Annotated in this window: 22 protein-coding genes; 12 read left to right on the forward strand and 10 right to left on the reverse strand. The window is 69.9% G+C overall.

Annotated features, from left to right (window positions below; all coding sequences use genetic code 11):
* Positions 1-105 precede the first annotated feature (105 nt).
* Together AB0L91_RS25305 and AB0L91_RS25310 are read left to right on the forward strand one after the other, a co-directional pair.
* Positions 106-894 (forward strand): enoyl-CoA hydratase/isomerase family protein, encoded by a 789-nt coding sequence (locus tag AB0L91_RS25305; RefSeq protein ID WP_365014020.1) that lies wholly within the window; start codon positions 106-108, stop codon positions 892-894.
* A complete protein-coding gene (locus AB0L91_RS25310) occupies positions 891-1,226 on the forward strand; it encodes a carboxymuconolactone decarboxylase family protein (protein ID WP_357348723.1) in 336 nt (111 codons plus the stop codon). The genes AB0L91_RS25305 and AB0L91_RS25310 overlap by 4 nt, the downstream gene beginning before the upstream one ends.
* Before the next feature lie 23 nt (positions 1,227-1,249).
* Here the strand turns inward: AB0L91_RS25310 and AB0L91_RS25315 are convergent, their stop codons facing one another.
* The 4 genes from AB0L91_RS25315 to AB0L91_RS25330 form a co-directional block, all read right to left on the reverse strand.
* Positions 1,250-1,627, reverse strand: a complete 378-nt coding sequence (locus AB0L91_RS25315; protein ID WP_357348725.1) for a DUF2255 family protein — start codon at positions 1,625-1,627, stop codon at positions 1,250-1,252.
* A gap of 51 nt (positions 1,628-1,678) precedes the next feature.
* The gene (locus AB0L91_RS25320) at positions 1,679-2,152 is read right to left on the reverse strand and encodes a nuclear transport factor 2 family protein (RefSeq protein ID WP_365014022.1); all 474 of its coding nucleotides are present in this window, start codon (positions 2,150-2,152) and stop codon (positions 1,679-1,681) included.
* A gap of 110 nt (positions 2,153-2,262) precedes the next feature.
* Positions 2,263-2,463, reverse strand: a complete 201-nt coding sequence (locus AB0L91_RS25325) for a hypothetical protein (RefSeq protein ID WP_365014024.1) — start codon at positions 2,461-2,463, stop codon at positions 2,263-2,265.
* Between the two features lie 126 nt (positions 2,464-2,589).
* Positions 2,590-3,468, reverse strand: a complete 879-nt coding sequence (locus AB0L91_RS25330; protein WP_357348731.1) for a helix-turn-helix transcriptional regulator — start codon at positions 3,466-3,468, stop codon at positions 2,590-2,592.
* 179 nt (positions 3,469-3,647) lie between these two features.
* Between AB0L91_RS25330 and AB0L91_RS25335 the strand changes: the two genes are divergently transcribed.
* Positions 3,648-5,255: a helix-turn-helix domain-containing protein gene (locus tag AB0L91_RS25335; protein ID WP_365014028.1), complete on the forward strand. Its 1,608-nt coding sequence runs from the start codon at positions 3,648-3,650 to the stop codon at positions 5,253-5,255.
* 117 nt (positions 5,256-5,372) lie between these two features.
* Here AB0L91_RS25335 and AB0L91_RS25340 read toward each other — a convergent pair whose 3' ends face one another.
* Complete coding sequence (locus AB0L91_RS25340) at positions 5,373-6,797, reverse strand: MmgE/PrpD family protein (protein ID WP_357348735.1); 1,425 nt, start codon at positions 6,795-6,797, stop codon at positions 5,373-5,375.
* Between the two features lie 106 nt (positions 6,798-6,903).
* On the reverse strand, positions 6,904-7,965 hold the full coding sequence (locus AB0L91_RS25345; RefSeq protein ID WP_365014030.1) for a response regulator transcription factor: 1,062 nt from the start codon (positions 7,963-7,965) through the stop codon (positions 6,904-6,906).
* A 280-nt stretch (positions 7,966-8,245) separates the two neighbouring features.
* On the opposite strand from AB0L91_RS25345, the gene AB0L91_RS25350 reads away from it, so the two are divergent.
* The 8 genes from AB0L91_RS25350 (at position 8,246) to AB0L91_RS25385 (ending at position 18,728) form a co-directional block, all read left to right on the forward strand.
* The gene (locus AB0L91_RS25350) at positions 8,246-9,295 is read left to right on the forward strand and encodes a zinc-binding dehydrogenase (protein WP_365014032.1); all 1,050 of its coding nucleotides are present in this window, start codon (positions 8,246-8,248) and stop codon (positions 9,293-9,295) included.
* Positions 9,296-9,306: 11 nt separating this feature from the next.
* Positions 9,307-10,329 (forward strand): ABC transporter permease, encoded by a 1,023-nt coding sequence (locus tag AB0L91_RS25355; protein WP_365014034.1) that lies wholly within the window; start codon positions 9,307-9,309, stop codon positions 10,327-10,329.
* 44 nt (positions 10,330-10,373) lie between these two features.
* The gene (locus AB0L91_RS25360; protein ID WP_365014035.1) at positions 10,374-11,447 is read left to right on the forward strand and encodes a substrate-binding domain-containing protein; all 1,074 of its coding nucleotides are present in this window, start codon (positions 10,374-10,376) and stop codon (positions 11,445-11,447) included.
* Positions 11,448-11,449: 2 nt separating this feature from the next.
* Complete coding sequence (locus AB0L91_RS25365; protein WP_365014037.1) at positions 11,450-13,603, forward strand: SMP-30/gluconolactonase/LRE family protein; 2,154 nt, start codon at positions 11,450-11,452, stop codon at positions 13,601-13,603.
* Positions 13,600-14,682 (forward strand): hypothetical protein, encoded by a 1,083-nt coding sequence (locus AB0L91_RS25370; protein ID WP_365014040.1) that lies wholly within the window; start codon positions 13,600-13,602, stop codon positions 14,680-14,682. The genes AB0L91_RS25365 and AB0L91_RS25370 overlap by 4 nt, the downstream gene beginning before the upstream one ends.
* A 5-nt stretch (positions 14,683-14,687) precedes the next feature.
* Entirely contained in the window at positions 14,688-16,202 is a 1,515-nt protein-coding gene (locus tag AB0L91_RS25375; protein ID WP_365014041.1) for a sugar ABC transporter ATP-binding protein, read from the forward strand.
* A 101-nt stretch (positions 16,203-16,303) separates the two neighbouring features.
* Positions 16,304-17,206, forward strand: a complete 903-nt coding sequence (locus tag AB0L91_RS25380) for an alpha/beta hydrolase (RefSeq protein WP_365014043.1) — start codon at positions 16,304-16,306, stop codon at positions 17,204-17,206.
* 163 nt (positions 17,207-17,369) lie between these two features.
* Positions 17,370-18,728, forward strand: coding sequence for an aromatic acid/H+ symport family MFS transporter (locus tag AB0L91_RS25385; RefSeq protein WP_365014044.1), 1,359 nt, complete (start codon positions 17,370-17,372; stop codon positions 18,726-18,728).
* A 20-nt stretch (positions 18,729-18,748) separates the two neighbouring features.
* On the opposite strand, the gene AB0L91_RS25390 is transcribed toward AB0L91_RS25385, so the two are convergent.
* The 4 genes from AB0L91_RS25390 to AB0L91_RS25405 form a co-directional block, all read right to left on the reverse strand.
* Complete coding sequence (locus AB0L91_RS25390; protein ID WP_365014046.1) at positions 18,749-22,042, reverse strand: protein kinase; 3,294 nt, start codon at positions 22,040-22,042, stop codon at positions 18,749-18,751.
* Positions 22,043-22,133: 91 nt separating this feature from the next.
* Positions 22,134-22,424 carry a WhiB family transcriptional regulator gene (locus AB0L91_RS25395; protein WP_357348755.1) on the reverse strand — a complete coding sequence of 97 codons (291 nt, stop codon included), beginning with the start codon at positions 22,422-22,424 and terminating at the stop codon, positions 22,134-22,136.
* Positions 22,421-22,630 (reverse strand): hypothetical protein, encoded by a 210-nt coding sequence (locus AB0L91_RS25400; RefSeq protein ID WP_357348757.1) that lies wholly within the window; start codon positions 22,628-22,630, stop codon positions 22,421-22,423. The genes AB0L91_RS25395 and AB0L91_RS25400 overlap by 4 nt, the downstream gene beginning before the upstream one ends.
* Before the next feature lie 207 nt (positions 22,631-22,837).
* Positions 22,838-23,674: an acyl-CoA thioesterase domain-containing protein gene (locus AB0L91_RS25405; RefSeq protein WP_365014050.1), complete on the reverse strand. Its 837-nt coding sequence runs from the start codon at positions 23,672-23,674 to the stop codon at positions 22,838-22,840.
* 247 nt (positions 23,675-23,921) lie between these two features.
* Between AB0L91_RS25405 and AB0L91_RS25410 the strand changes: the two genes are divergently transcribed.
* Complete coding sequence (locus AB0L91_RS25410) at positions 23,922-24,638, forward strand: GntR family transcriptional regulator (RefSeq protein WP_357349094.1); 717 nt, start codon at positions 23,922-23,924, stop codon at positions 24,636-24,638.
* Positions 24,639-25,055 lie beyond the last annotated feature (417 nt).

Consider the following 25,055-nt stretch of genomic DNA (forward strand, 5'->3'; position numbering starts at 1 on the left):
GATGCCGCACCTGGCGGATGCCGTCGATCAACCGGCGTGCCGGTAGGTATCGTATATTAAATATTAATCATCGATGGATTCGGCTACCGAGTGCTGGGAGTGCCCGTGGTGTTGCTGGTCGACCGCTCCGAACCGGGCGTCGTGCAACTGACGCTGAACCGGCCCGATCGTCTCAACGCCCTGGACGGACCCCTGGTCGACGCGCTCTCCACGACCCTCGCGACGCTCGACGAAGAATGGCCCGAGACGCGCGTGATCGTCCTCGCCGGAGCGGGACGCGCGTTCTGCTCGGGTGTCGACCTCCACTGGGTGAACTCGGGAGTCCTCCAGGACCCCGGACGGCACAATGCCTTTCACGAGCAGCTCAACCAGCTGTGCCACCGGCTCGAGCGGGCCCGCGCGGTGGTCGTCGCGGCGGCGCACGGGTACGCCGTCGCGGGCGGGTTCGAGCTGCTGTTGGCGTGTGACCTGCTCGTGGTCGCGCGGGATGCCCAGGTGGGTGACAACCACATCCGGCACAACCTCCTGCCCGCTGCCGGGGGGAGTCAGCGACTGCCCCGGAAGGTGGGGATCCCACGCAGCCTCTATCTGCTGCTGACCGGCCATCGGATGGACGGCGACGAGGCGGTGCGATCGGGGTTGGCATGCGCCGGCGTCGCCGAATCCGAGCTGCGATCGACCGCGCTGACGCTGGCCCGCGGCATCGCCGGCGCCGACCCGCACGCCACCAGCACCCTGAAAGCGTTGGTGCGCAGAGGAATCGAACTGCCACTGGCGGAAGCATTGTGGCTGGAACTGCACGAACAGTACCGCTACCGCAGCGCCTCGCCGGCGCTCGAACACGGAGTCGCCGGCTTCACCGGCCGCGGGCAGGCTCCGGAGGAGGCACCATGACCGAGAACCCCCCGACCCCCACGCGGGCCCAACGACTGATCGGTGACTTCGCGCCGAAGCTGGTCTCGCTCACCGATGACGTTCTGTTCGGCGACATCTGGGCCCGGCCCGAACTCGGTCCCCGCGACCGCAGCCTGATCACGTGTGCGGTCCTGGTCGCCGGTGGCGACACCGAACAGCTGCGTGGTCACCTGACCCGGGCGGTCGACAACGGGGTCACCGAGGCGGAACTGGTCGAGATGATCGTGCACTCGGCCTTCTACGCGGGCTGGCCGCGAGCGGTGTCGGCGATCCTGGTCGCCAAGGAGCTGTTCGGCGGCGACGCCGAGTAGCCGAGCCCGGATCGGATCCGATGTCAGCCGACGGGATCAAGGCGCAGGGTGGTCGCGGCCGCGGTGTCGGACACCATCGTGTCCAGGGCGCTGCCCTGGCCTCGGTACTTGGTGCGGTAGGCGGTGGCGACGGCATCCTCGGTCGCGGGATCGGCGACGGCGGTCAGTCGCACGTCGGCGTCCACGGGTCCGGCCGAGATGTGGGCCCGGCCGTCGTCGGCGGTGGCGTGGCGATACCACCCGCCCTGGGTGCCGAAGGCTGAGCGGACGTACAGGTCGTCACCGACGCGCACCACCCAGATGGGAAGCGCGCGCCGTGGCGATCCATCGGCCCGGAAGGTGTTGATGTGCAGTTCGGCCGTCCGTCCCAGCCGATCGAGCTGATCTGCGGTCCATGTCATGGGGTCACGCTCCTGTTCGAGTGGTGTTGTGCGGGAAGGGAACTCCGGTGATCAGGCGTATTGCAGGTCCGCGCGGGGGATGCGGCCGCCGGTGATGGTGAAGTCGAAGCTCGCGCGGAAGTCGCCGCCGCTGTTGCGGTCGACCCGGACCAGCAGGCGCTGTCCGTCGGCGCGGCGCTCGCCCACCTCGAGCACCTGGACGGAGTAGCCGGTGACCTCGGGGACGGCGAACCCGGTGCGAATCTGTTCGCGTCCCTCGAAGCGGCGGTCCGCATCGATCAGGACGGCGTCGTCGGTGAACAGCGCGGCCATCGCGTCGGCGTCGCGGGCGTTCCACGCGTCGACGAACGCCGTGGCCACCGGGTCCATCGCGGCCGCCGATGCCGGCGCGACCGCGGACGCCGCGGGGGCGGGGGAGGGGTCATCGCTCGAGGTGCAGCCGGTGACGGCGATCAGCACGCCGAGCCCGATCGCGGGGATGAGGCGCCGCGCCCGGTGCGGAGCGCGGAGGTGAGCTGTCGGCATGTCCTCTTGTCCTTCCCTGGAGTGCGTAGGCCCAGGTTACGGACGAATCGGAGGGCGAGGGAGAGCCTGGCGGTACCCCTGACGGGCAGGGTGCCCTGCCCGCGTTCACCTCAGGAGGCGGTCATCCGCCGCATCGAGACCGGCGCGCGCCAGCCGCACGGCAGGCCGCAGGTGGCGACGACTTCGCGGTCGGTCGAACCGTCCGCGAACCGCCGGGTGACCAGCGAAGCCGATGCCGGGTAGCCGCAGGCGCCGCAGCGCCCGAAGTAGTCGAGCAATTCGTGAACGGTGGCGTGGGTGGGCGCTGACACAGCTGTACTCCGGCGTCGAGAGAATGGGTCCGTCGGACGGCTGACCGACAAAAGATTATGCATAATATATTTCCAGAAGGCGGCGAAATCCGCCACCGGCGTGACTGCTCACACCGGGGCGGCCGCTCAATGGGGGTGTTTCACTCGCTCCGCGTCGGCGGTGGGTGCCGCCCAGGACATGAGGATGCGCAGTTTGTCATGCGAGCTGGTACCGGGATCGGCCGACCACAGCACCAGCTGTTGGTCGGTGTCGCCGGTGTCGCGGAAGGTGTCCCAGTTGAGCGTCAGCTCGCCGACCTCGGGGTGGATCAGCGTCTTGGTGCCGAACTCCTGCCGCGCGACGTGCCGCGCCGCCCACCACTGCCGGAACTGCGAGTCGGCGATGGACAGTTCGCCGACCAGCGCGGACAGCTGCGGGTCGGTGGGATTGGTCGCCGCGTCCATGCGCAGGATCGCCACGCAGGTGCGGGCCACCGATTCCCAGTCGGCGTAGAGCGTGCGCATCGCGGGATCGGTGAACACCATCCGGACGTAGTTGCGCTGTCGCGGCGTCATCGCCGAGAAGTCGGTGAGCAGCGCGGAGGCCAGCGGGTTCCAGGCCAGGATGTCGAGATTGCGCCCGAAGATCAGGGCGGGGGTCTCGGTGAGCTGGTCGAGCAGCCGCTGCAGCTGCGGACGGATCGGTTTCTGCCCGCGCCGGGCGGCGCGGCGGTCGCTGCGCTTGGCCAGGTTCTCGGCGTAGTCGCGCTGGTCGTCGTCGAGGTGCAGCACGCGCGCCAGGGCGTCGAGGACCGGTTCGGACGGCGCGAGCCTGCCCTGTTCGATCCGGGTGTAGTAGTCGTGGCTGATCGCGACGAGATCGGCGACTTCCTCGCGCCGCAGCCCGCTCACCCGGCGTGGGGTATTGCTGTGCACGGTGAGGCCGACGTCGGCGGGGGTGAGCTCGCCGCGCCGTGCCTTCAGGAATTCACCCAGCTCGCGCAGGTGGGGGGCTCGGTCGCTCATGTACTCGAGGATAGGTCGATCCCGGGGGCGCTGCCTGGGAGTATTCGTTCCCAGGCAGCGGCACGGGCTGGTTTCGCCGATATCGCGGACGAGTGACCAAATTGTGTATAAAATATTTCTTGTCGGAGATCACAGACTCAACCGCGGTGCATGACGCGTCGGGACAGGGTGGTGTTGGCGTGACCACGAACTCGCTGCAGGCTTACACGGAGACCTCGTCGCGGGCCGACATCCGGGCGTCCTGGACTCGGTCCCGCATGAGCGGCTTGCGCGAGGACGTCCTACCTCGCCTCGACATCGACGACAAGACCACCGACGGCGGGCTGGCCCGCGCCGCGTACCCGGTCCTGCGGCGCACGCTCTCCGAGATCGACGGCAGCCGGGTGGCGCTGATGCTCGCCGATCAGTCCGCCCGGGTGGTCGAGGTGGGCGGAGCGACCGCGGCGATCTCCACGGCCATCCGCCGGGTCGGTCTGGTTCCCGGGGTGCGGCTGAGTGAGGACCGGATCGGCACGAATGCCCTCGGTACCCCGGTGGAGATCCGGCGCGGCCTGCTCGTGCGCGGTCCCGACCACTACATGACGGCCTTCCGGGACTTCACCTGTTACGGGCACCCGATCTTCCATCCGGTCACCCGCAGGCTCGAAGGTGTGCTCGGGATCGGCGGCGAGTTCGAGGAGGACTACCGGCTCTCGGCGCCGCTGGCCCGGCGCATGGTCCGCGATATCGAGGACCGGCTGCTGCAGGACTCGCCACGGGCGCAGAGCAGGCTGATGAGTGCGTTCCAGGCCGCGGCCAGCCGCCGTGGCAGGCCGATCGTGGTCATCGGCGACGGGCTGGTGCTGGCCACTCCCGCGGCGTTGGACCTGCTCGAACCCGCCGATCACGCTGCCGTTCGGGCGTGCGCCGAGGAGATGGGCGCGGCGGCGGCGCAGAGCCATCGCCTCACCCTCGCCTCGGGGCGTCAGGTCCGGCTGACCTGCGAGCCGATCGACGGCGCCGACGGCGTCCTGGTCGACATCGCCCCGGATCGGGTGATCCGGCGGGCGGAAGCGGCCGACCGGACCCTGCGCTGGCCGCTCCTGGTCGTCGGCGAAGCCGGCGCGGGCCGCACCACCGAGGCGCGCACCGCGAGCGGTCCCGACGCGATCGCGCTCGACGCGACCGAGATCGTGCTGATGGGTGAGCAATCCTGGGCGACCCGGATGGAGCTGGCCCTGACGTGCCGCGGGCCCGCCGTCATCGTGGAGAACATCCAGTTGCTCTCCGAGCCGCTCACCGCGCTGCTGGCCCAGCGGCTGCGGGAGACCGAACGCCACGTCGCGCTGACCTCGACGCCCGGCGACCACCTCGACGACATCCACGCCGCCCTGCCCGCCGTGTGCAACGACCGCAGGGAACTGCTGCCGTTGCGGCGGCGCAGGCACGAGATCCCCGCTCTCGCACAGCATCTGCTCACCGCGGTGTCCGGCCACACCAGGACCAGGTTCACCGCCGAGACACTGCGGGTGCTGGCCGCCCAGCCCTGGCGCGGCAATATCGCCGAACTCCGGCGGGTGGTCGAACTCGCGGCGAACGCGCGCTCGGCGGGCGACATCATCCCGTCCGATCTGCCCGCCTCGCATCGCGGCGGACCGGCGCCCAGTTCCCCGTTCCACGAGGCCGAGCGCGACGTCATCGTCGCGGCCATCGAGGCGGCGGGCGGCAACAAGCAGCAGGCCGCCAGGGCGCTCGGTGTCAGCCGGTCCACGCTCTACAACCGCATCCGGGCACTGCGTATCGCCTAGCCGTACGCGACGACATCGGCACGCACCGTGGGGGTGTGTGCCGATGTCGTTGCGTACGTGCAGAATACGAAGGGGCCCCGCCCGTGTAGGGGGCGGGCGGGGCCCTTCTCGGTGAGCTCAGTCGTTCGGGGCGAGCAGGCGCATCACGGTGCCGAAGTCGTCGATCCGATCGACGCCGAGGACCGCCTCGACGACCTGGTCCATCCGGGTCTTCGACAGCACTCCCTCGGCGTTGACGCGGAACTTGGCTACCAGCTCGTCGGTCGTCATCCTGGTGCTCGGATCAGGGGAGGGGCTGCCCTTCGGGTAGGTGCGCTCGGCGCTGAACGTCGTACCACGAGCGTCGACCTCCACCCGGGTCGGCCGGGCCGAGGGGTGTGCGGACAGTGCCTGGAAGTAGTCCGGGTGCGGCGCGAAGGTGACCTTGTCCATCAGGCCGAGGACCGAGTCGCTGAACACCAGTTCCGGTGCGTGCCAGGCCCGGCTGGGCACCACACGGTGCGCGCCGACCGACAGGCCGTGCGCGATGTCGAACTGCGCGTCGTGGGTCTTCTCGATGACGCGGCTCTGCCACAGCGGATGCATCACCGCGGCCTCGCCCCAGCAGCGGATCGCGTCGATCTCGCCGGGCGCGATGTCGTTGGTCTCGAGGATCTCGGTGAGCGCGTGCAAGGGGCCGTGCAGGATCCGGCAGTGCGGGTACGGCTTGTAGGACTGCTCGGCCAGGAAGCGCCATTCGGTGCCGAGCGCGTCGGTGATGTTCGACGGTTCCCAACGCCGGGTGCCGATGTACTTGCGGAAGCCGACCTCGGCGTCGTCGAGGATCTCCAGGTCACCGGTGTGACCCAGCTGGGCCATGTGCACCGCGGTGAGCGTCGCCTGGGTGAGGGTGCCGGCGAGCAGGTACTTCAGGGTCGAGCTCGGGGCGTGCTTGATCCACGGCCGCATCGCGTTGACGGGTGCGGTCGCGGCGGCGATGCCCAGCGCGTGCGCGAGGGTCTCGGTGGACTGGCCCGCGAGCTTGCCCGCGGCCGCCGTGCCACCGAAAACGGTGACGCTGTACCCGATCACGGGGGACAGGTCCATCGAGTCGTTCTGCACGTCGCGCAGGTAGTCCATCGACTTGTAGAAGCGATAGGACATCTCGTGCGAGAGCGCGACGGCGGCCAGCACCTCGCGGCCGGACCGGCCACGGCTCTCGGCCATGGCCATCGTGGTGGGCAGCACGTAGGGCGAGACGTGGCCGGGCGGGAGCACGGCGTCGAAGTCGAGGGCGTTGATCAGCTCGCCGTTGGCGAAGGCGGCGCCGAAGATCGAGACCCGGTCGGTGGTGCCGATGATCGTGGCGTCACCGTCGGTGCCGCCGGTCAGCCTGCCGTACTCGATGCCGATCTTGCCCTTGGGCTCCTCGACCGCGCCGAGCGCGCAGCCCATCGCGTCGAGCAGCAGTCGTTTGGATTCCTCGACCGCCTCGGGCGGCAGGGTGTCGAAGTCGGCGTTCGTGGTGAACTGCGCCAGCTGCTCGACGATCGTGTCGGCCATGAGTGTCCTCTCGCGGGGCGCGGCAGGCCACGGACCCACCGCTGGGCTCTTCTCGTATTATATAATATATGACGAGCGGAGTGGTGAATTCCGGCGGCCGCCGCGGTCAGCGGGGAGTGGGCCGGCGCAGCCAGTAGGCCACGGCCTCGGCGCGGTTCGCCGCGCCGAGTTTGCGCAGGATATGGGTGATGTGGGTTTTCACCGTCGCCTCCGAGATCGCGAGTTCGCGCGCGATCTGGCGGTTGGCCCGCCCCCCGGCCAGTAGGTCGACGACCTCGATCTCGCGCGCCGAGAGTGTGGGTGGCGCGGTGCTCGGCACCGGTCCCGGGCTCAGTATCCGGTCGAACCCGGCGCGCATCGCCGTCAGTCCGTCGAGCAGCAGCGTGCCCGCCATGGCCTGGCCGAGGCCCTCGGCGAACACCGCGAGCATCGCGCGCGCGGTCGGGTCGACCTCGCGCCGCTGGAAGTAGAAGTCGCCGTGGACCAGCCCGGCCACCGCGCCGTTCACGATGAGCGGGGCGACGGCGTAGGAGCTGCAGCGGGTCATCGTCACGATCGGCCGGACCACGCGGGGATTGTGCTGGACGTCGAAGACCAGGCCAGGTCGGGCGCGGGCGACGATGTCGCTCTCGACGAGCTGCCCGTCCAGGGTCGGCGGCGCTTCGCGTCCCGCGGCGACGATCTCCTCGGCCCACCGCTGATCGTCGGCGATGAACATCGTGTGCATGTTCCACGTCGGGCCGTCGGTGGTCGAGACGAGGGCGCGGTCGAAACCCATGGCCCCCACCGATTCCGCCGCGCGGGTCAGCAGCTCGTCGGTGCTGTTGGCACCGCGCAGCAGCGCGATCGCCTCGCCGGTGCGCCGTAGGTCGGCCGCGCCGTCGGGGGCGCGCGCGGCGGCCAGTTCGGCCTCGACGGCACGAATGCGCGCGAGCAGCGCGGTGGCGCGGGCCAGGTCGGTGGCCGTCGCGGGTTCGGTGACGATCGCGACGACCGCGTCCCAGATCTGGTTCAGCAGCTGAGCGACGCCGGCGAGGGAGCGGGGGCCGGAGGCGGGGATCCGGTGGCCGAGTACCTCGCCGGCGTCGGTGAGCACGGCGGACAGGCCGGGCACCGGCTCGACGTCGAGCAGTGTGTCCCGCCGGGGTGTCATCGTCTCGATCGCCACGTGCCAGCTCCCTGTCTTTACCACTATTGTGCAGAATATTCAATGCATCTGTCGATGTGGGGGTCTTTGCCCGAATCGTTGTCGAACCTGTCCGTTCGCATCGGCCGCTGGTCGGAGTGGAATGCGACTTCCGGGTGACTGTCCAGGCTAACCCTTGTGATGCGCGCCACCGCGTACTTAATATTCTGCCCACCGCCACTGAAGTGACCTGAGTCTCATCGGCGCTCTTCAAATATATCAAGCATTGTGCGTGGCATGGTCTGGGTAAGGAGTAACAACTATGCGGGGTGTTGTGTTCAACGGGGATCGCGACCTCGAGATCGCCGAATTCGACGATCCGGCGCCGGGTCCCGACGACGCCGTCGTGGCGATGAAGGCCTCCGGCATGTGCGGCAGCGATCTGCGGTTCTATCGCGCCCCGGCGGGCGACGCGCTGGCGGCCTTCGGCCTGTCCGGCGACGGCGGCGGCATCATCGCGGGCCACGAACCCTGCGGGGTGGTCGTCGCGCTCGGTGCGAACGTCGACCAGCGCGCGGTCCGCGTCGGCGACCGGGTGATGATCTACCACTACGACGGCTGTGGCACCTGCGATCGGTGCCGCACGGGCTGGACCCAGATGTGCCAGCGCGGCGCGACCATCTTCGGCGCCACGGCCAACGGCGGCCATGCCGACTTCATCAAGGTGCCCGCGCGGACCCTGGTGCCGCTGCCGGACGAGGTGAGTTTCGCCGCGGGCGCGGCGATTTCGTGCGGTACCGGCACGGCCTACGGCGCGCTGCGCAGGCTGCGGCTCGACGCGTGCGACGCCATCGCGGTCTTCGGCCTCGGCCCGGTCGGGCTCTCGGCGGTGCAGCTGGCCGCGGCCATGGGCGCCGAGGTGATCGCCGTCGACGTCCAGACCGACCGGGTCGCCAGGGCGAAGGAATTCGGCGCCGCCCACACGATCGACTCGGGCAGCGTCGACGCCGTGGCGGCGATCCGGGAGCTGACCGGCGGCGCGGGCGTCAGCTGCGCGCTGGACTGCTCCGGCGCACCGGTGGCCCGCGCGGCCGCGGTCAAGTCGGCCGCGCAGTGGGGACGGGTCGCCTTCGTCGGCGAAGGCAACGACGTGACCCTCGACGTGAGCCCGGATGTCATCCGCAAACAGCTCACCATCCTCGGCTCGTACACCTTCTCGATCACCGGACAGGCCGACTGCGCCCGCTTCGTCGCTCGGCACGAGCTCGACGTCGACCGGTTGTTCACCGATCGCTGGCGGCTCGCCGACGCGGCCGTCGCGTACGCGGAGTTCGACAAACAGGCAGGCGGCAAGGCCGTCATCGAGTTCTGAACGGGAGCATCATGACGACGACAACCACCGCGGCGCCCAGTACGCCGCGCCCCGGCCTGCGCGACCGCCTCGGCCGCGCGGAGCAGGCCTATTTCGTTCTCGGCATCACCGTGGTGCTGTGCGTGGTCGGCGCCGCCACCACGCCCGGCTTCCTCACCGCGGGCAACTTCGCCAGCCTGCTGCGGCTCTCGGCTGCGTTCGGGATCCTGGCCGTCGGCGTGGCGATCGTGATCCTGGGCAAGGGCATCGATCTGTCCATCGCCGGTGTCGCGCTCGGCTGCGCGCAGGCCACGCTGGCGATGATGTCGCAGGGCCGACCGGAATGGCAGGCCATCGCGGTGGCCGCGGCGGTCGCGCTGATCGTCGGCCTGGTCAACGGCGTGCTGGTGGCCTACGTCGAGGTGCCGTCGCTGTTCGTCACGCTGGCCACCGGTCTGCTGGTGATCGGCGGCGTCGACGTGTTGCTGCTCGACAGCAACTACTACGCCCTGCCCGGCGGCTCGTGGATCGCCGAACTGAGCAACGGCTCGGTCTTCGGCGTGCCGCGGCCGGTGGTGATCGCCGCCCTGGTCTTCCTGCTGGCCTGGCTGTTCGTCACCTACACCGCCGCGGGCAGGCTGATCCGGGCGATGGGCGACAACTTCGCCACCGCCCGCGCCACCGGCGCCCCGGTGCGTCCGCTGCAGGTGCTGACCTACGTGATCTCCGCGCTGCTCGCGCTGCTGGCCGGCTACCTGACGGTCTCCATCCAGGGCAGCGTGCAGACGACGGTCACCTCCTTCGACCCACTGCTGTTCACCGCGCTCACCGCCGCCGTCATCGGCGGCATCTCCCTGGCCGGTGGCCGCGGCTCGATCCTCGGTGTGCTCGCCGGCGCGCTGTTCATCGGCGTGCTCAACAACCTGCTCGTCCTGCACGGGCTCACCTCCGCCGTCCAGGACCTGATCCGCGGCGGCGTCCTGATCGTGGCGATCGCGCTCGACGCCTGGCTGCATCCGCGCGACGAGGAAACCGCCAAGAGCGGCGAACTGTGATGTCCGCCTTCGTACCACCCCGTTCTCACAAGGAGTCTTCGACGATGAAGAAAAGAATGATCGCCCTCGCTCTCGCCTCGGTCTCGGCCGTCGTCCTCGCGGGCTGTTCCACCGGCGGGCGCACCGCGGCCACCGGACCCGTCGGCGGCGGCGAGCAGGCGTTCGGTGAGAACGTGCAGCTGTTCGACGCGACGCGGCAGGTGCACGAGTCGATGGCGGGCAAGAAGGTCGCCTTCGTGCCCATCCTCTACAAGGGCTACAACCTCACCATGAACTGGGGTGCCTCGATGGAGCGCGCGTTCGGCAACCTCGGGGCCGACTTCCAGGTCTACGACCCCAATTTCGACACCGACAAGATGACCAGGATCATCAGCGACCTGATCGCGCGCAAGGCCGCCGACGTGCTGATCCTGCACAACCCCGACGTGGGTGTGCTGTCCAAGCAGATCGAGGACGCCCAGCGCGCGGGCATCTACACGATCGTGGTCAACATGATCTCGAGCCGCCTCGGTGACGCCTACATCGGCGTGGACAACATCGCCGCCGCCGAGGACATCAGCAAGCGCGCCGTCGCGGACTGCGAGAAGCGCGGTGCCCCCAAGCGTCTGGCGATCATCGACGGCCCCGGTAACGACGCGGCTTCGCTGCTGTGGTCCAAGGGCGTGCACAACGTGCTCGACCCGGCCGGTTTCGAGGTGGTGACCACCGCGCACACCCAGTGGCAGAACTCGCTCGCCCAGCAGGCCGCCGAGTCGATCATCCAGCAGCAGAAGAACAACTTCTGCGGCTTCCTGGTGACCTACGACCTCAACTCGGTCGCCGTCGGTGACGCCGTGCAGAGCGCCGTCTCCCGTGGCGTGATCCCGGCCGACTCGCTGGCCACCTACACGATGGCGACCGACACCCTGTGGTGTGACGCGTTGCGCCAGAACAAGGTGACGGCCTCGGCGTCCTACGACGTGCAGGGCGTCGGTACCGCCGCGGTGGTGACCGCCCAGCAGCTCGTGCAGACCGGCGCGGCCCCCGGCAGCACGCACACCGTGGCCTTCGTCCCGCACACCATCGTGGATCGCGGCAACGTCGACAACACCACGATCGCCTGCTACAAGGGGCAGTGAGCATGGCCCGCGGAATCGACGCCTTCGGGCAGACCGGCGGCACCTGGCGGGACCGGTTCGCGCCGGCCAGGTCGCTGTCGGACCTGTTCGAGAAACGCTGGATGGAAGGGGCTGTGCCGCTGGGCCTGGCCCTGCTGCTGAGCCTGCTGTTCGTCCTGCTCACCCCGGTCGGCCCGGCCGACACCCCGATCATCATGGACGAGGTGTCGGAGAAGGGACTGCTCGCCATCGGCCTCACCGTCGTGCTGGTGGCGGGCGGGATCGACCTGTCGGTGGGCTCGATGGTGGGGCTCACCGCGATCGGGGCGATGGTGGCCTCGCGCGCCTGGGACTGGCCGATGGCGGTCGTCGCGCCGGGCACCATCGTCTTCGGCGCCCTGCTCGGCGGCGTGAACGGCTACTTCATCGCGTTCCGGAAGATGCGGCCGTTCATCACCACGCTGGTCACCCTGGTGGCCTTCGGCGGTGCGGCCGCCGCGCTGCAGTCGGCCTACAGCTTCGACCTGAGCATGCCCAAACCCGATATCGTCTGGGACTTCCTCGGCGAGGGCACCATCGCGACCGTGCCGACCGGGTGGGTGTTCTTCCTCGCGGTGCTGGTCGTCGTCCACGTCGGGCTGACCCGGTCGCGGTGGGGCTGGTGGGTCTCCGCGGTGGGCAGCGACCGGCGCTCCGCGCGCCGCAACGGCATTCCCGTCGACCGGGTGACCTTCCTGGTCTACGTGCTCTCGGGCACGCTGGCCGGGCTGGCCGCGCTGCTCACCTCGGCGCGGGTCGGGCGCACCGACCCCGACATCGGGCAGGGCTGGGAGATCATCGCGCTCACCGCGGTCGTGCTCGGCGGCGTGAGCCTCAAGGGCGGGCGCGGTTCGGTCCTGCGGGCCACCGTCGGCATCATCGTCGTGCAGGTGATCCAGCAGGCCACCGTCGCGATGCGGCTCGAAGGTTCCTACTACACCGTGATTCTCGCGACGGCACTGCTCGTGTTCGCCGTGCTGGATCTGCAGTGGGGCAAGTACCGGCAGCGCACCGCCGACAAGCTGAAGATCGATCCCGGCCGGATCACTCTCGGCCCGCTGGTCGACGTCACCGCGCCGGGCACCGTCTGGACGATCAACGACAAGATGACCGCCGCCCCGCCCATCGGCCTCGGCAAGATCGAGGGCGCCGAGGACTGCGCCGTCGACACCGAAGGCAACGTCTACTGCGGTGACCGCCGCGGCTGGGTGTGGAAATTCGGCCCCGACAATCCCGACGAGGGCGAGATCTTCGCGCGCACCGGCGGTTTCCCGCTCGGGCACGGCTGGGACCGGGACGGCCGCCTGCTGGTCGCGGTCGGCGGCATGGGCGTCTACCGGCTCTCGCCCGACGGCGAATCCGAGCCGGTGGCCACCAAGGTCGCGCGCAGCCGGTTCTCGCTGCTCGACGACTCCGGTCTGCGCGCCGTCGACGATCTCGATGTCGCGCCCGACGGCTCGATCTACGTCTCCGACTTCTCCACCCGCACCAACGCGGCCGAATACCTGGTCGAGCTGGTGGAATCGCGGGCCAACGGCCGCGTGGTCCGAATTGATCCGGACGGCAGTGCCGAGGTCGTCGTGTCGAACAGCGTGTTCCCCAACGGCATCTGCACCGCGCACGACGGCCAGTCGATCCTCATCACGAGCACCGGCCTGTGCCGGGTCGACCGGCTCTGGATCGCGGGGCCGAAGCAGGGGCAGCTGGAACCGGTGCTGGAGAACCTGCCGGGCAATCCCGACAACCTCAACCGATCCTCCGACGGCAACTACTGGCTGCCGTTCGTCTCGATGCGGACGCCGATGTCGGACCTGCTCAATCGCTATCCGGCGGTGCGCAGGCGGATGACCCAGGAGGTGCCGCTGGACAGCTGGGTGGTGCCGCAGCTCAACGTGTCCTGCGTGATGAAGTTCAACGATCGCGGCGAGATCCTGCAGGTGCTGTGGGATTCGTCGCTGGCGAACTACCCGATGGTGACCGCCGTCAAGGAACGCGCCGGACAGCTCTACCTGTGCGGCGTCAGCAACAACCGCATCGGCAGGCTGACCCTGGACCCCGGCGAGGTCGGATCGATCGATCCGGCCGCGGTCCCCGGTCTGCTCGTGCCGGGCCGATCGATGGCGGAGGTCGAGGGATGAACCGCACGCTCAGCACCCTGAAGGAATGGCTGAACCCGGACTGGGCACGGCACCGCACGGTGCCGCCGTTCGAAGCGGGACTGCGGCCGAACCGCAGGCTCGACGAGGGCACCGCACTGCTGCCCGCCGGCGACTTCGAGCCCGACGATCTGCTGATCCGCGCATCCGGTGACGTCGTGTTCTCCAGCGGTGACACCGTTTTCACGCTGACCGGCGCGGTGGTCACCCCACTGGCCGCCCTCGGTGGGCAGGTCGGCGCCCTGCTCGCGGTCGGCGCGAGCGTGATCGCCGCGGTCGACGGCGTCGGCCTGGTCACCATCGACGCCGCGGGCACCGCCCGCGACCTGTGCACCGACCCGCTCGTGGCGTCGTGTGTCACCGACCTGGCTCTGCTGCCCGACGGCACCGTGCTGGTCACGGTCGGGTCGAGCACGGTCGGGGAGTGGGCGGCCGCGCTGGTCGCCGACGACCGGACCGGGCGCGTCGTGCGCGTCACGGGTGCCAGGGCCGAGCTCGTGGCCGACGGCCTCGGCTGGCCCGCGGGCATCGAGAGCGCCTCGGACAGCGAGGTACTGCTGTCGCTGAGCTTCGAGCACCGCATCGAGCGCCGCGCGACGGCGGCGCTGGGCACCCGGGGCACGCCGGTGGGTGCGAACCTGCCGGTCTATCCCGGCCGGATCACCGCGACGGCCGACGGGTGGTGGGTCGCGGCGCCTTACGCGCGCAACCGATTCACCGAACTGCTGCTCGACGAACCGGAGCTGCTCCACGAGATGACCGCGACGATCCGTCCGGACCAGTGGTTCGTCCCCCGGCTGCGCTGCCCGAACCCCTACACCGACACCCTGCAGCTCGGTCAGCTGCGGGTGCTCGGGGTGATCAAACCCTGGGCTCCGGCCCGGTCCTACGGCTTGGCGTTCCGGCTCGACCGCCGGGGCCGGATCGCCGAGAGCGTGCACTCGCGCGCCGACGGCGACCGGCACGGGATCACCGGCGTCGCGTCACGTGACGGCCGAATCCTGGTGGCGGCGCGCGGTTTCCGCAACGTGCTCGAGCCGCAGACAGCGAACGAAAGGTGAGTACCGTGACGCAGAGCGACACCGCTGTCGCCGCGGAGCCGGTCATCCGGCTCACGGGGGTCAGCAAGCACTACAGCGGAACGTACGCGTTGCGCGATGTCGACTTCGAGGTCGAACCGGGGGAGATCCACGCCCTGCTCGGCGAGAACGGCGCGGGCAAATCCACCCTCGTCAAGGTGATCTCGGGAGCGATCGGGCACGACTCGGGCACCCTGCTCGTCACCGGGCGGATGCGCAACTTCACCGCGCCCAAGGAATCCGCGCAGGCCGGGGTCGCGATGGTGTACCAGGAGGGCTCACTCGTCGAGTCGATGACGGTGGCCCAGAATTTGTTCCTGGGCGACGAGAAGCCCTTCAACAACCTCTCGCAGCTCAATGTCGTGGCGCGAGAACTGCTGGAGTCGCACAACTTCCACATCCGGCCCGAGGTACCCGCGGGTGCGCTCGGCATCGCACAGAAGCAGATGGTCGAGATCGCCCGCGCGGTGCACCGCGACGCCAAGGTGGTGATTCTCGACGAACCGACCGCCTCGGTGACACCGGAGGAACGGTTGCAGCTGTTCCTGTCGATGCGCAGGCTCAAGCGCCAGGGCATCGGCGTCGTGTTCATCACCCACATGCTCGACGAGGCGTTCGAGGAAGCCGACCGGATCACCGTCCTGCGCGACGGCGAGGTCCAGGGCACCCTCGACAAGCCCGACTTCGACCGCGCCGAGGTGGTGCGGATGATGGTCGGGCGCAGCGTGGAATATCAACGGGTGCCACCGAATCGGGAGCCGGACCCCGCGCCGGTGCTCGAGGTCGACGACATCACGCTGCTGCCGGTGGTGCGCAATATGTCGTTCTCCGCGCATCCCGGCGAGATCGTCGGCATCTATGGTCTGGTCGGCGCCGGGCGCAGCGAGACCGCGATGATCGTCGGCGGGGTGGTCAAGCGGCGGCGCCTGCGGGGCGGCAAGGTGCGGCTCGCAGGCCGGGAGGTGCGGTTCCGCACCCCGCGGCACGCCCGCCGGGCCGGCATCGTCTACATCACCGAGGACCGCAAGGCCTCCGGCTTCTTCGGCCACTTCTCGATCGCCGACAACATCTACTTCGGGCACCTGTGCAGCGCGGCCAGGCTGCCGCTGCTGGTGCGCCCGGGGGACCGCAAGTCGGTGGCGCAGCGGTTCGTGGAACGGTTCCATGTCCGCACCCTGCGCCCGGACCGCGCCAAGCTCGAGGAGCTCAGCGGCGGCAACCAGCAGAAGGTGGTGCTGGCCAAGGGCCTGACCCGCCAGCCACTGGTGGCGATCATCGACGAGCCGACACGCGGCGTCGACCTCGGCACCATCACCGAGATCCACGCGATGATCCGGGCACTGGCCGACGACGGCGTCGCCGTGGTGGTGATCTCGTCGTATCTGCCCGAGATCCGGGCGCTGTCGGACCGGATCCTGGTCGCCAAGCAGGGCAGCATCGTCGCCGAGTTCGATCCGGCCGAGGCCGACGACTCGAAGCTGATGTTCGCGGCGGTGCACTGAGAGGGGGAAGGATTCCTCCCAGGAACAGAGTCGTCCTGTTCTGTGGGGTGCGTGCTGCCGAGACTGAAGTCATCGACCAGCTACCGATCGAAGGACGCACAGTGCAGAGCATCGAATTCCGCAACGCCACGGTGACCATGGTGGGCAACCTGTTCCTGCCCGCCGACTTCTCCGCCGACCGGTACTACCCGGCGATCGTGTGCGTTCATCCCGGTGGCGGCGTCAAGGAGCAGACCGCGGGCCTGTACGCCGAGAAGCTCGCGGCCCAGGGCTTCGTGACCCTGGCCTTCGACGCCTCCCACCAGGGTGAGAGCGGCGGTATCCCGCGCCGCCTGGAAGACCCGTTCGCCCGCGTCGAGGACATCCGCGCCGCCGTCGACTACGTCTCCACCCTGGACTTCGTCGACGCGGACCGGGTCGGCGCGTTCGGCGTGTGCGCCGGCGGCGGCTACGCCATCGACGCCACCAAGACCGACCGCCGGATCAAGGCGGTCGGCACGGTGAGCCCGGTGGACATCGGCGCCACCTTCCGCCGGGGCTGGGACGGTTCGCTGACGCTGCAAGCCCAGCTCGCGACCCTCGACGCGGTCGCCGGACAGCGGGCGATCGAGGCTGCGGGCGGCGAGATCGCCGAGGTCACCTATGTCCCGGAGACCCCGGACGAGACCACCCCGGCCGACCTGGTGGAGGCGCACGAGTACTACCGCACCCCGCGCGCCCAGCACCCGAACGCCGAGAATCGGATGCTGTTCACCAGCAGCGTCACCCGGATCTTCGACTACGACGCCTTCGCCGGCGTGGAGTTCCTGACCCAGCCGGTGCTGCTGGTCGCGGGCAGCGCGGCCGGTTCGCTGTGGCAGGCCGAGAACCTGAACAAGCGCCTGCCGGAGAACACCGAGCTGGTGGTGGTCGAGGGCGCGGGGCATGTCGGCCTCTACGACCGCCCGGAGTACGTCGACCAGGCGATGGCCGCCCTGACCCCGTTCTTCACGGCCACGCTCTGACAGCAGGCGAGGAGGCCCGGGAATCGACCATCGATGCCCGGGCCTTTCGTGTGCCGTCATCCCATCGATGTCAAGAAAAAGTATTACGGATCATATATTATACGATATTGTGACCTGCATCGCTCGGCATAGCCGCCGTCGTGGAGCGTTGAAGGAGAACAAGATGGTCCGTCCCACCCCGCGCAGACGCAGCGGCCTGTTCGTGGTCATGCTCTGCTTTCTCACGATCGTGGCCGACGGCTACGACCTGATCGTCTACGGCGCCACCGTGCCGAGTCTGCTGGAGGAACCCGGCTGGAATATGAGCAAGGGGACGGCGGGCCTGATCGGCAGCTGGACCCTGTTCGGCCTGATGGTCGGCTTCCTGGTGGCCGGTCCGCTGGCCGACCGGATCGGCCGCCGCAAGATCATGATGGCGGGCGTCGCCTGGTTCTCCCTCGGCTGCGCGATCTGCGCGGTCGCGACCTCACCCGAATTCCTCGGCGCCGCACGGTTCTTCACCGGCATCGGGCTCGGCGGCGTGGTGCCGTCGGCGGTCGCGCTCACCATCGAGTTCGCGCCGCGTCAGCGCAAGCAGATCTACAACGGGCTCATGCTCACCGGCTACTCCTTCGGCGGCATCATCGCCTCGCTGGCGGCCATCGCGCTGCTGCCCGACCACGGCTGGCGGGTGCTCTACGGGATCGGCGCGCTCTGCGTGATCGTGCTGCCGGTGATGTACTTCTGGCTGCCGGAATCGGTGAACTACCTGGTGGCCCGTGGACGGGACGAGGAGGCCGCCGACCTGGCCGCCACCTACGGGCTCGACCTGGACGCGGTGCGCGCCGAACAGCGCGGCCAGGTGGCAGTCGCCGCCGCGGGCGCCGAGCAGACCGGCGGCTACCGTCAGCTGCTGACCCGCACGTTCCTGCCCTCGCTGCTGCTGTTCGTGATCGTCTGCTTCTGCGGCCAGCTGATCGGGTACGGCCTGAGCACCTGGCTGCCTCAGATCATGCGGCAGGCCGGGTACCCGCTCGGCTCCTCGCTGCAGTTCCTGCTCGCGTTGCAGGTGGGCGCGATCATCGGCATGGTCGGCGGCTCGCTGCTGGCCGACCGTTTCGGCTCCAAACGCGTGCTGGTGCCGTTCTTCCTGATCGGCGCGATCTCGCTGCTGGTGCTGAGCCGCAAGGCCGACACCGCCGTGCTGATGGTGGCCGTCGCGGGCGCCGGGCTCGGATCCATCGGGTCCAGCTCGCTGACCTACGGCTACATCGCGGCCCGCTATCCCGCCTCGTGCCGTGGATCCGCGGTCGGCGCGGCCATGGGCCTGGGCCGGGTGGGCTCGATCCTCGGCCCGATGATGGGCGGCTGGATCCTGGGATCGTCGCTGGCCGCGCACTGGAACTTCTACGCCTTCGCGGTCCCGGCCGTGCTGGCCGCCGTCATCGTCATCCTGCTGCCCGCCGCCTCCTCGGCCGCCGCACCGGAGCGGTCTCCCCAGCCGCAGCCCGGCGCCCGTGACCTGGTGGTCGAAGCGGGCTGACCGAGGGCCCCGCGCGGCCGTCAGGCCGCGTCGGTGGGCAGGCGGGTCAGGCCGAGGCGGTCGCAGCGCCGCACCAAGGGTGCGCGGACGCGGTCCGCCTCGGCCGCACGGCCCGCCTGGTCCAGCGCGCCGGCGAGCAGGAGACCGGCGCGCAGCGCGGCCAGCGGTCGGCGCTCGGCATCGATTCCCGCGACGAGCGCTTCGGCACGCTCGACCGCGAGCTGGTGGCGGCCGTCGGCGCGCAGCAGCCGGATCGCCGAATCCTCGTCGAATTCGTCGATGGCGGTGGCGATGCCGTCCTCGCGCCGGATCGTGCGCGGGCGGGTGAGTTCGGCGGCCACCGCGGGGTCGATGGGCACGCCGAGTCGCACCTGTTCGTTGCGGAGGCGGGCGGTCAGGCGGGGCAGGCGCAGGCGTTCGGCGTGGGCCAGGCCCTCGTCGAGCAGAGCGAGCGCCCCGTCCCGATCGCCGCGCAGCGCGCGCACCCGCGCCCCGGTCGCGTAGGTGGCCAGGATGAAATCCACCCCGCCGCCACCTTCGGCGGACAGCTCCCTGCTCTGTTCCAGCAGTTCGGCGGCGGTGTCCGGATCGCCTGTCTCGTAGCGGAATTCACCGAGGACGGCGCCGACGAGGCGGGTCGCGTGCGCGGCCGGTCCCATCGTCGACCGCGCGGTGTCGAACGCGGTGGTGAACAGTTCCTCGGCGCCGGCGACATCGAGTTGCTCCCAGGCGGCGAGCCCGGCGTAGCAGCGTCCGTAGACCGACAGGAACGGACCGCTCGCCTCGTGATACGGCGCCGCCCAGAGCTGCCAGCGGCGGGCCTGGTCGAATTCGAAGCTGTGGATCGCCACGTAGGTGGCGATATTGGCCGCCACGCCGGGAATCCGCGGGGAGAAGTCGTCGGGCCTGGCCAGCGCGTCGCCGATCAGACCGTCCACCGCCGAGATCCGGTCGGCGAACATCTCGCCGACGCTGATCGCGACATCGGCCTCGGCGCGCATATCGCTGCGATCCGGCTCGGCGGGCGCGGCCGCGGCCAGCGCGGTCTCGAACCGGGTGATCGAGGAGGTGGTGGCCACGGGGCGCCGCAGCACCAGATCGATCCAGACGCCGAACAACTGGATCCGTGGCCTGGTCCGGCACACGCCGGCGGGCAGCTTGGCCAGGATGCCCTGCAGCATCATCATTCTCGATCGTTCCAGCAGATAGCCAGCACCCTCCTCGACGAAATCGGCCGCCCGCTCCGGGGCGCCTGCGGCCAGCGCGTGCTCGACCGCGTCGTTGAGCAGATGATGGCGCGCGAACCAGGCCGCCGCCCGCAGCCGCAGCGCGGCGACCTCGTCGGGGCGATTCTGGGCCAGCCTGCGGCACAGGTAGCCGGCGAACAACTGGTGGTAGCGGTACCAGTCGTGGTCCGGGCCGGTCGGCAGCAGGAACAGCCCGCGGTCGGCGAGATCGGCGAGCAGTTCGGCGGCGTCGGCGCGTCCGGTGAGCGCGGTGGCCAGGCCGCCGCAGACGCGTTCGCTGATCGAGGTCGTCATGAGGAAGTCGAGCGTGTCCGGATCCAGGGTGTCGAGCACGTTCTCGGCGAGGAACGCGCCGATGTCGGGATGCTGGGCGAGGCTGTCGAGCAGGCGCTCGGGGTCCTCGCCCGCGCGCAGCGCCAGCACGGTCAGCTGGAGCGCCGCCACCCAGCCGTCGGTGGCGCGAGCCAGCCCGGCGATCTCGTCCGCGGTCAGGTGCACGCCGCCCGCCTCGGCCAGGAAGGCCCGCACCTCGTCGGAGTCGAAACGCAGGGTGGCGGCGTCGATCTCGGCGAGCTCGCCGTGGATGCGCAGCCGGCTCAACGGCAGGTCCAGCCGCTCGGTGCTGGTGACGACCAGGGGCAGGTGGTGGCAGCCGTGTTCGAGCAGGAAGCGGACCGCCGCCACCGACGCGGGCGCGGTGACCCGCTGCCAGTCGTCGAGCACCAGCGTCACCCGCTGGTCGCCGGCGTGCAGGCCGTCGACGAGTGCGGTCAGCACGGCGCGGGTGGGGTCGTCGGCATTGGCCTCCAGCAGCCGGTCCAGCTCGTCGGCGAGCTCGGGGACGGTGGGGCGCAGCGCCTCGGCCAGATGGGTGAGGAACCAGGCGACATTGTCGTCGTCCTCGTCGACGGTCAGCCACGCGACCGCGCCCCCGTGCTCGATCAGTTCGTCGTGCCACTGCGCGGCCAGCGTGGTCTTACCGAAACCGCTGGGCGCGTGGATGGCGGTGAGCCGGGTGCGTTCGCTCGTGCGCAGGTGCTCGAGCAGCCGTTTCCTGGCCAGGGTCGCGCGCGCGGGAGTGGGCGGGCGGTACTTCGTCGCCGGCGTCGGTGGGGCGGTGGTGCGTTCGTGGACGCGGGGCGGCAGCGCGACCGGCGCCGCGGGCCGCAGGGTGCTCGGAATCCGGGGGATGTCGACCTCGCCACCGGTACTGCGCTGGGCCGCTTGCAATTCCGCGCCGAGCGCCGCGGCGCTGCCGGGCCGGTCGGCGGGATCGGCGGCCATCGCGTGTTCGATGACGGCCCTGACCTCGTCGGGCACGTCCTGGTCGGTGAGGTCGGGTCCCGGCTGCGCGGACACCCGAAGGAACTGCGACAGCACCTGCTCGCCGACCCGCCGCTCGTAGGCGACATGGCCGGTGAGCGCGCAGAACAGCGTGGCACCGAGACCGTAGACGTCGGCGGCGGCGGTGGCCTGCGCGCCACGCAGCACCTCCGGCGCGGCGAAGGCGGGGGAGCCGGTGACGACGCCGGTGGTCGTGTGGAATCCGCCCTGGATCCGGGCGATGCCGAAATCGGTGAGCTCCGGCTCGTTGTACTCGCTGAGCAGGATGTTGGACGGTTTCACGTCGCGGTGCAGGATGCCTGCCCGATGCGCGGTCTCGAGCGCCCCGGCCATCTTCACGCCCAGGCGCAGTGTCGCGGCCCAGTCGAGCGGGCCGACGGAGTGGATGCGCTGCTCGAGCGAGCCCCGCGCGTGGTAGGGCATCACGAGGTAGGGGTGCCCGCCGCGAGTGGTGCCCGCCTGGAACACCGCCACGATGTGCGGATGGCCGGACAACCTGCCCATCGCCTGCTGTTCGCGGACGAAGCGTTGCAGTCCGTCGGGGTCGAGTTCGGCGGTGAGGACCTTGACCGCGACCACGCGGTCCAGATCGGGCTGCGCGCACCGGTACACCACGCCGAAACCGCCACGCCCGATCTCCTCGGCGTCCTCGAAGCCCTCGGCGGTCAGCTCCGCCGCGATCCCCGAGGCCGAGCTGCGTTGCGTCGGCAAGTTGTCGGCCATCTCGGCTCGATTCGGTCACGACCCTCCGGCGGTGCGCCTGCGGGCTCGCCTCTACCGAGGATAGCCCCGGAATCGACCGTGTTCGACGACGTCAGGCGCGGTTCGGCCGGAAGTGCAGCCAGCGGTATCTGGCGCGCTCACGCGGTGTCATCCCGCCCCAGATGCCGTGCGGTTCGTTCGCCGCGACGGCGTGGTCGCGGCAGTGGGTCAGGACCGGGCAGCTCGCGCAGATCTGCTTGGCGGCCAGCATCTTCCGTGGTTCGTGGCCGGTGTCGTAGAAGTCGTTGACATCGTAGGCCCGGCAGGTGGCGTGCATCTGCCAGGCCCAGGTCTCCGCTCGCGGCGCGGGCAGCTGCAACGCGTACACGCTGATCCGGCTCATCCCCGGTCTCCCGCGGCGACCTGCCGCGCGCGTAGCTGCGCCGACGCGGCCAGCTGGTGTTCCCTGGCGCTGTCCGGCCCGCCGAGCCCGGCCAGATGCTCGTGCAATCGCGCCTTCGCCGTGTACCAGGCGGCCAGCGACTCCGCGCCCGCCCCGCGGGTGGGGCGGGTCAGGCACAACGCGGTCATTTCGATCAGCACGTTCATAGTCGGTTCCTTCGACTCGCGGTATCAGTCGTCGACGACGGTGCTACGCGGGTGCCGTCGTCCGAGCCCTCGAGGACGGGGTCGCCGGAGTGGTCCACTCCTACGGCAACTGATATTACGCATAATATTTTCTTCAGTGTCGCATGGTCGTGACCTGCGCGTCAATGATTCGGCTCCGGGTGAACGGACCTGTCGCGAGGTGCGGACCTAACTATTCGTCGCCGGTTCCGCGAAGAACGTCGGCAGGTCGACCGCCTGGTGCGCGTTGGCCAGCGCCGACACCGTCGCGGTCCCGAAGACCCCGCCGCGATCGAAGGCGGCGGCGGTGCCGACCGCGATGCCCGCCTGTTCCCTGCGCTCGATGGCGGCGAAGCCCACCGCGTCGCCCACCGGCAGTCGCGCCAGGGCCAGGGTGATGTCGGCGTTGATGAACTCGAGGCCGTTGGCGCCGAGGTTGGCCGCGACATTCACCACGTCGGCGATGCCGGCGGCCAGCTGGAACGGGCTGATCGATTCGCCGTCGACGACCGGGATCGGCTCGTGCCAGACCTGGGTGCGCGTGTCGTTCTGGGCCTGTGCCGCCTCGCCCCAGCCGGTGCGCTCGCTGAAATACAGCCGGTGCTGGCCGGGCAGCATCGGCGTGCCGGGGGCGGGTGGCTCCGGGTGCGCGCCGCCCGACCAGACCGCGCCCGCAGGACTGTGGCTGGGCGCGAGGAACAGGGCGGTGCCGCGGGCGACCGGCCTTCCGTCCTGGTGCAGGAAGGTATCGATCAGGCACAGCCGTCGGCCTTCCCGCAGGGTGGCCGCCGAGGTCGTGCAGGGGAGCCCCATCCTGGCGGGCCGGAACAGGTCGAGGGTCCAGCGGACCGGCTGCAGATCGGGCCGACCGAGGCGCTCGATGGCGTGTTCGGCTTCGCGGGCCAGCGCCGAGCTGACGGCCAGGCCGCGCAGTTGCCCCTCGCCCCACCCACTCGCCGCCTCGGCCTGGGGGATCAGGGCGAGGCCCGCCGGACCGGTCTCGGCGCGGAAGAAGGCTGACGTCATGGGTGCTCCTCCTGGAAGTTGGTCGGGATATTAAATATATGATATTGTCGATCAGGTAGCCAACGAACCTCCCGAGGTCCTGCTGCCCCCTGCCAGGGGGCCTCGGGCCGCGGCGTCGATCACCGGTGCGCTCTTCCGTTCCCGCGCCCACGATCCGGTGATCGACGCCGTTTCCATGGGTCGGCGGTGCGCGATCGCGCGTTCGAGACGCATAATGCATAACGTGCCGAACGACAACGACCGACTCCTGCCGGATTCGACCACGCGGGATCTGCCCCGCCGCGCGAATTCGCAGCGTCAACAGCTCTCCGAAGACGTCGCCAGTTACGTTCGCGAGCTGATCATCTCCGGGCGGGTGCGCTCGGGTGAGTTCCTGCGCGCCGAGCCGATCGCCGAGGCCGTCGGCGTGAGCAACACGCCGGTGCGGGAGGGCCTGTTGCTGCTCAGCGGCGAGGGCTTCGTCGAGCTCGTGCCCCGGCGCGGGTTCATGGTCTCCGCCTTCAGCAGGCAGGACGTGCGCGACCTGTTCTGGGCGCAGGCCACCTTGGCCGGTGAACTCGCCGCGCGCGCGGCCAAGTCCATCTCGCCGCGCCAGCTCGCGCATCTGGCCGACATCGTCGCCGAACACGAGCAGGCGGTCGCCGACGGCGCCGACCTGGACCGCATCGTGGCGCTCGGCCACGAATTCCACCGCACGGTCAATCTCGCCGCCGACTCGCGCCGGCTCGCGTTGCTGCTGCGCTCGATCGTCAAGCAGTTGCCGAACCGCTTCTACGGCAACATCGAGGGCCACGCCAACGAATCGCTCGACTTCCACCCGGCGATCCTCGAGGCCCTGCAGAAGGGGCGCGCGAAGGCCGCGAGCAGCCTGATGCGCGACCACATCATGTCCGGCGCCGACGAGCTCATCGCGATGCTGGAGAAGCAGGGCATGTGGTCGGAGCCGGCGAAGTCGACCGCCTGAGCGGACGTGTCCAGAAATCTGGACAGTCGTCCTGCCGGTACGCGCGCAGCATGGGTGACGCAGCACACCACTGCAGCGAACCGGACAGGAAAGGCACCGTTCAACGATGAGCAGCACCCCCGATCAGGCCACCAAGGATCTCGCCGAGAACTGGATCAAGGCCCTCACCAACATCGATCTCTTCATCGAGATCAGCACCGCCGACTGCCTCGTGTGGCACAGTGCCGACGACAAGTGGGTCACCGTCGCCGAGGCGGTCGCCAACGTGTACGAGCGCTCCGGTGACGGCGCCATCCCGACCTTCGTCTCGGTCGGCATCACCTACACGGAGAAGGGCTTCTTCCACGAGTGCACCACCGAGGTTTCGATCGGTGGTCAGGAGATGAAGCTGCATCTGCTGCAGGCTGTCGAGGTCGC

The organism is Nocardia sp. NPDC051833 (assembly GCF_040681225.1).
Classification (GTDB): Bacteria; Actinomycetota; Actinomycetes; order Mycobacteriales; family Mycobacteriaceae; genus Nocardia.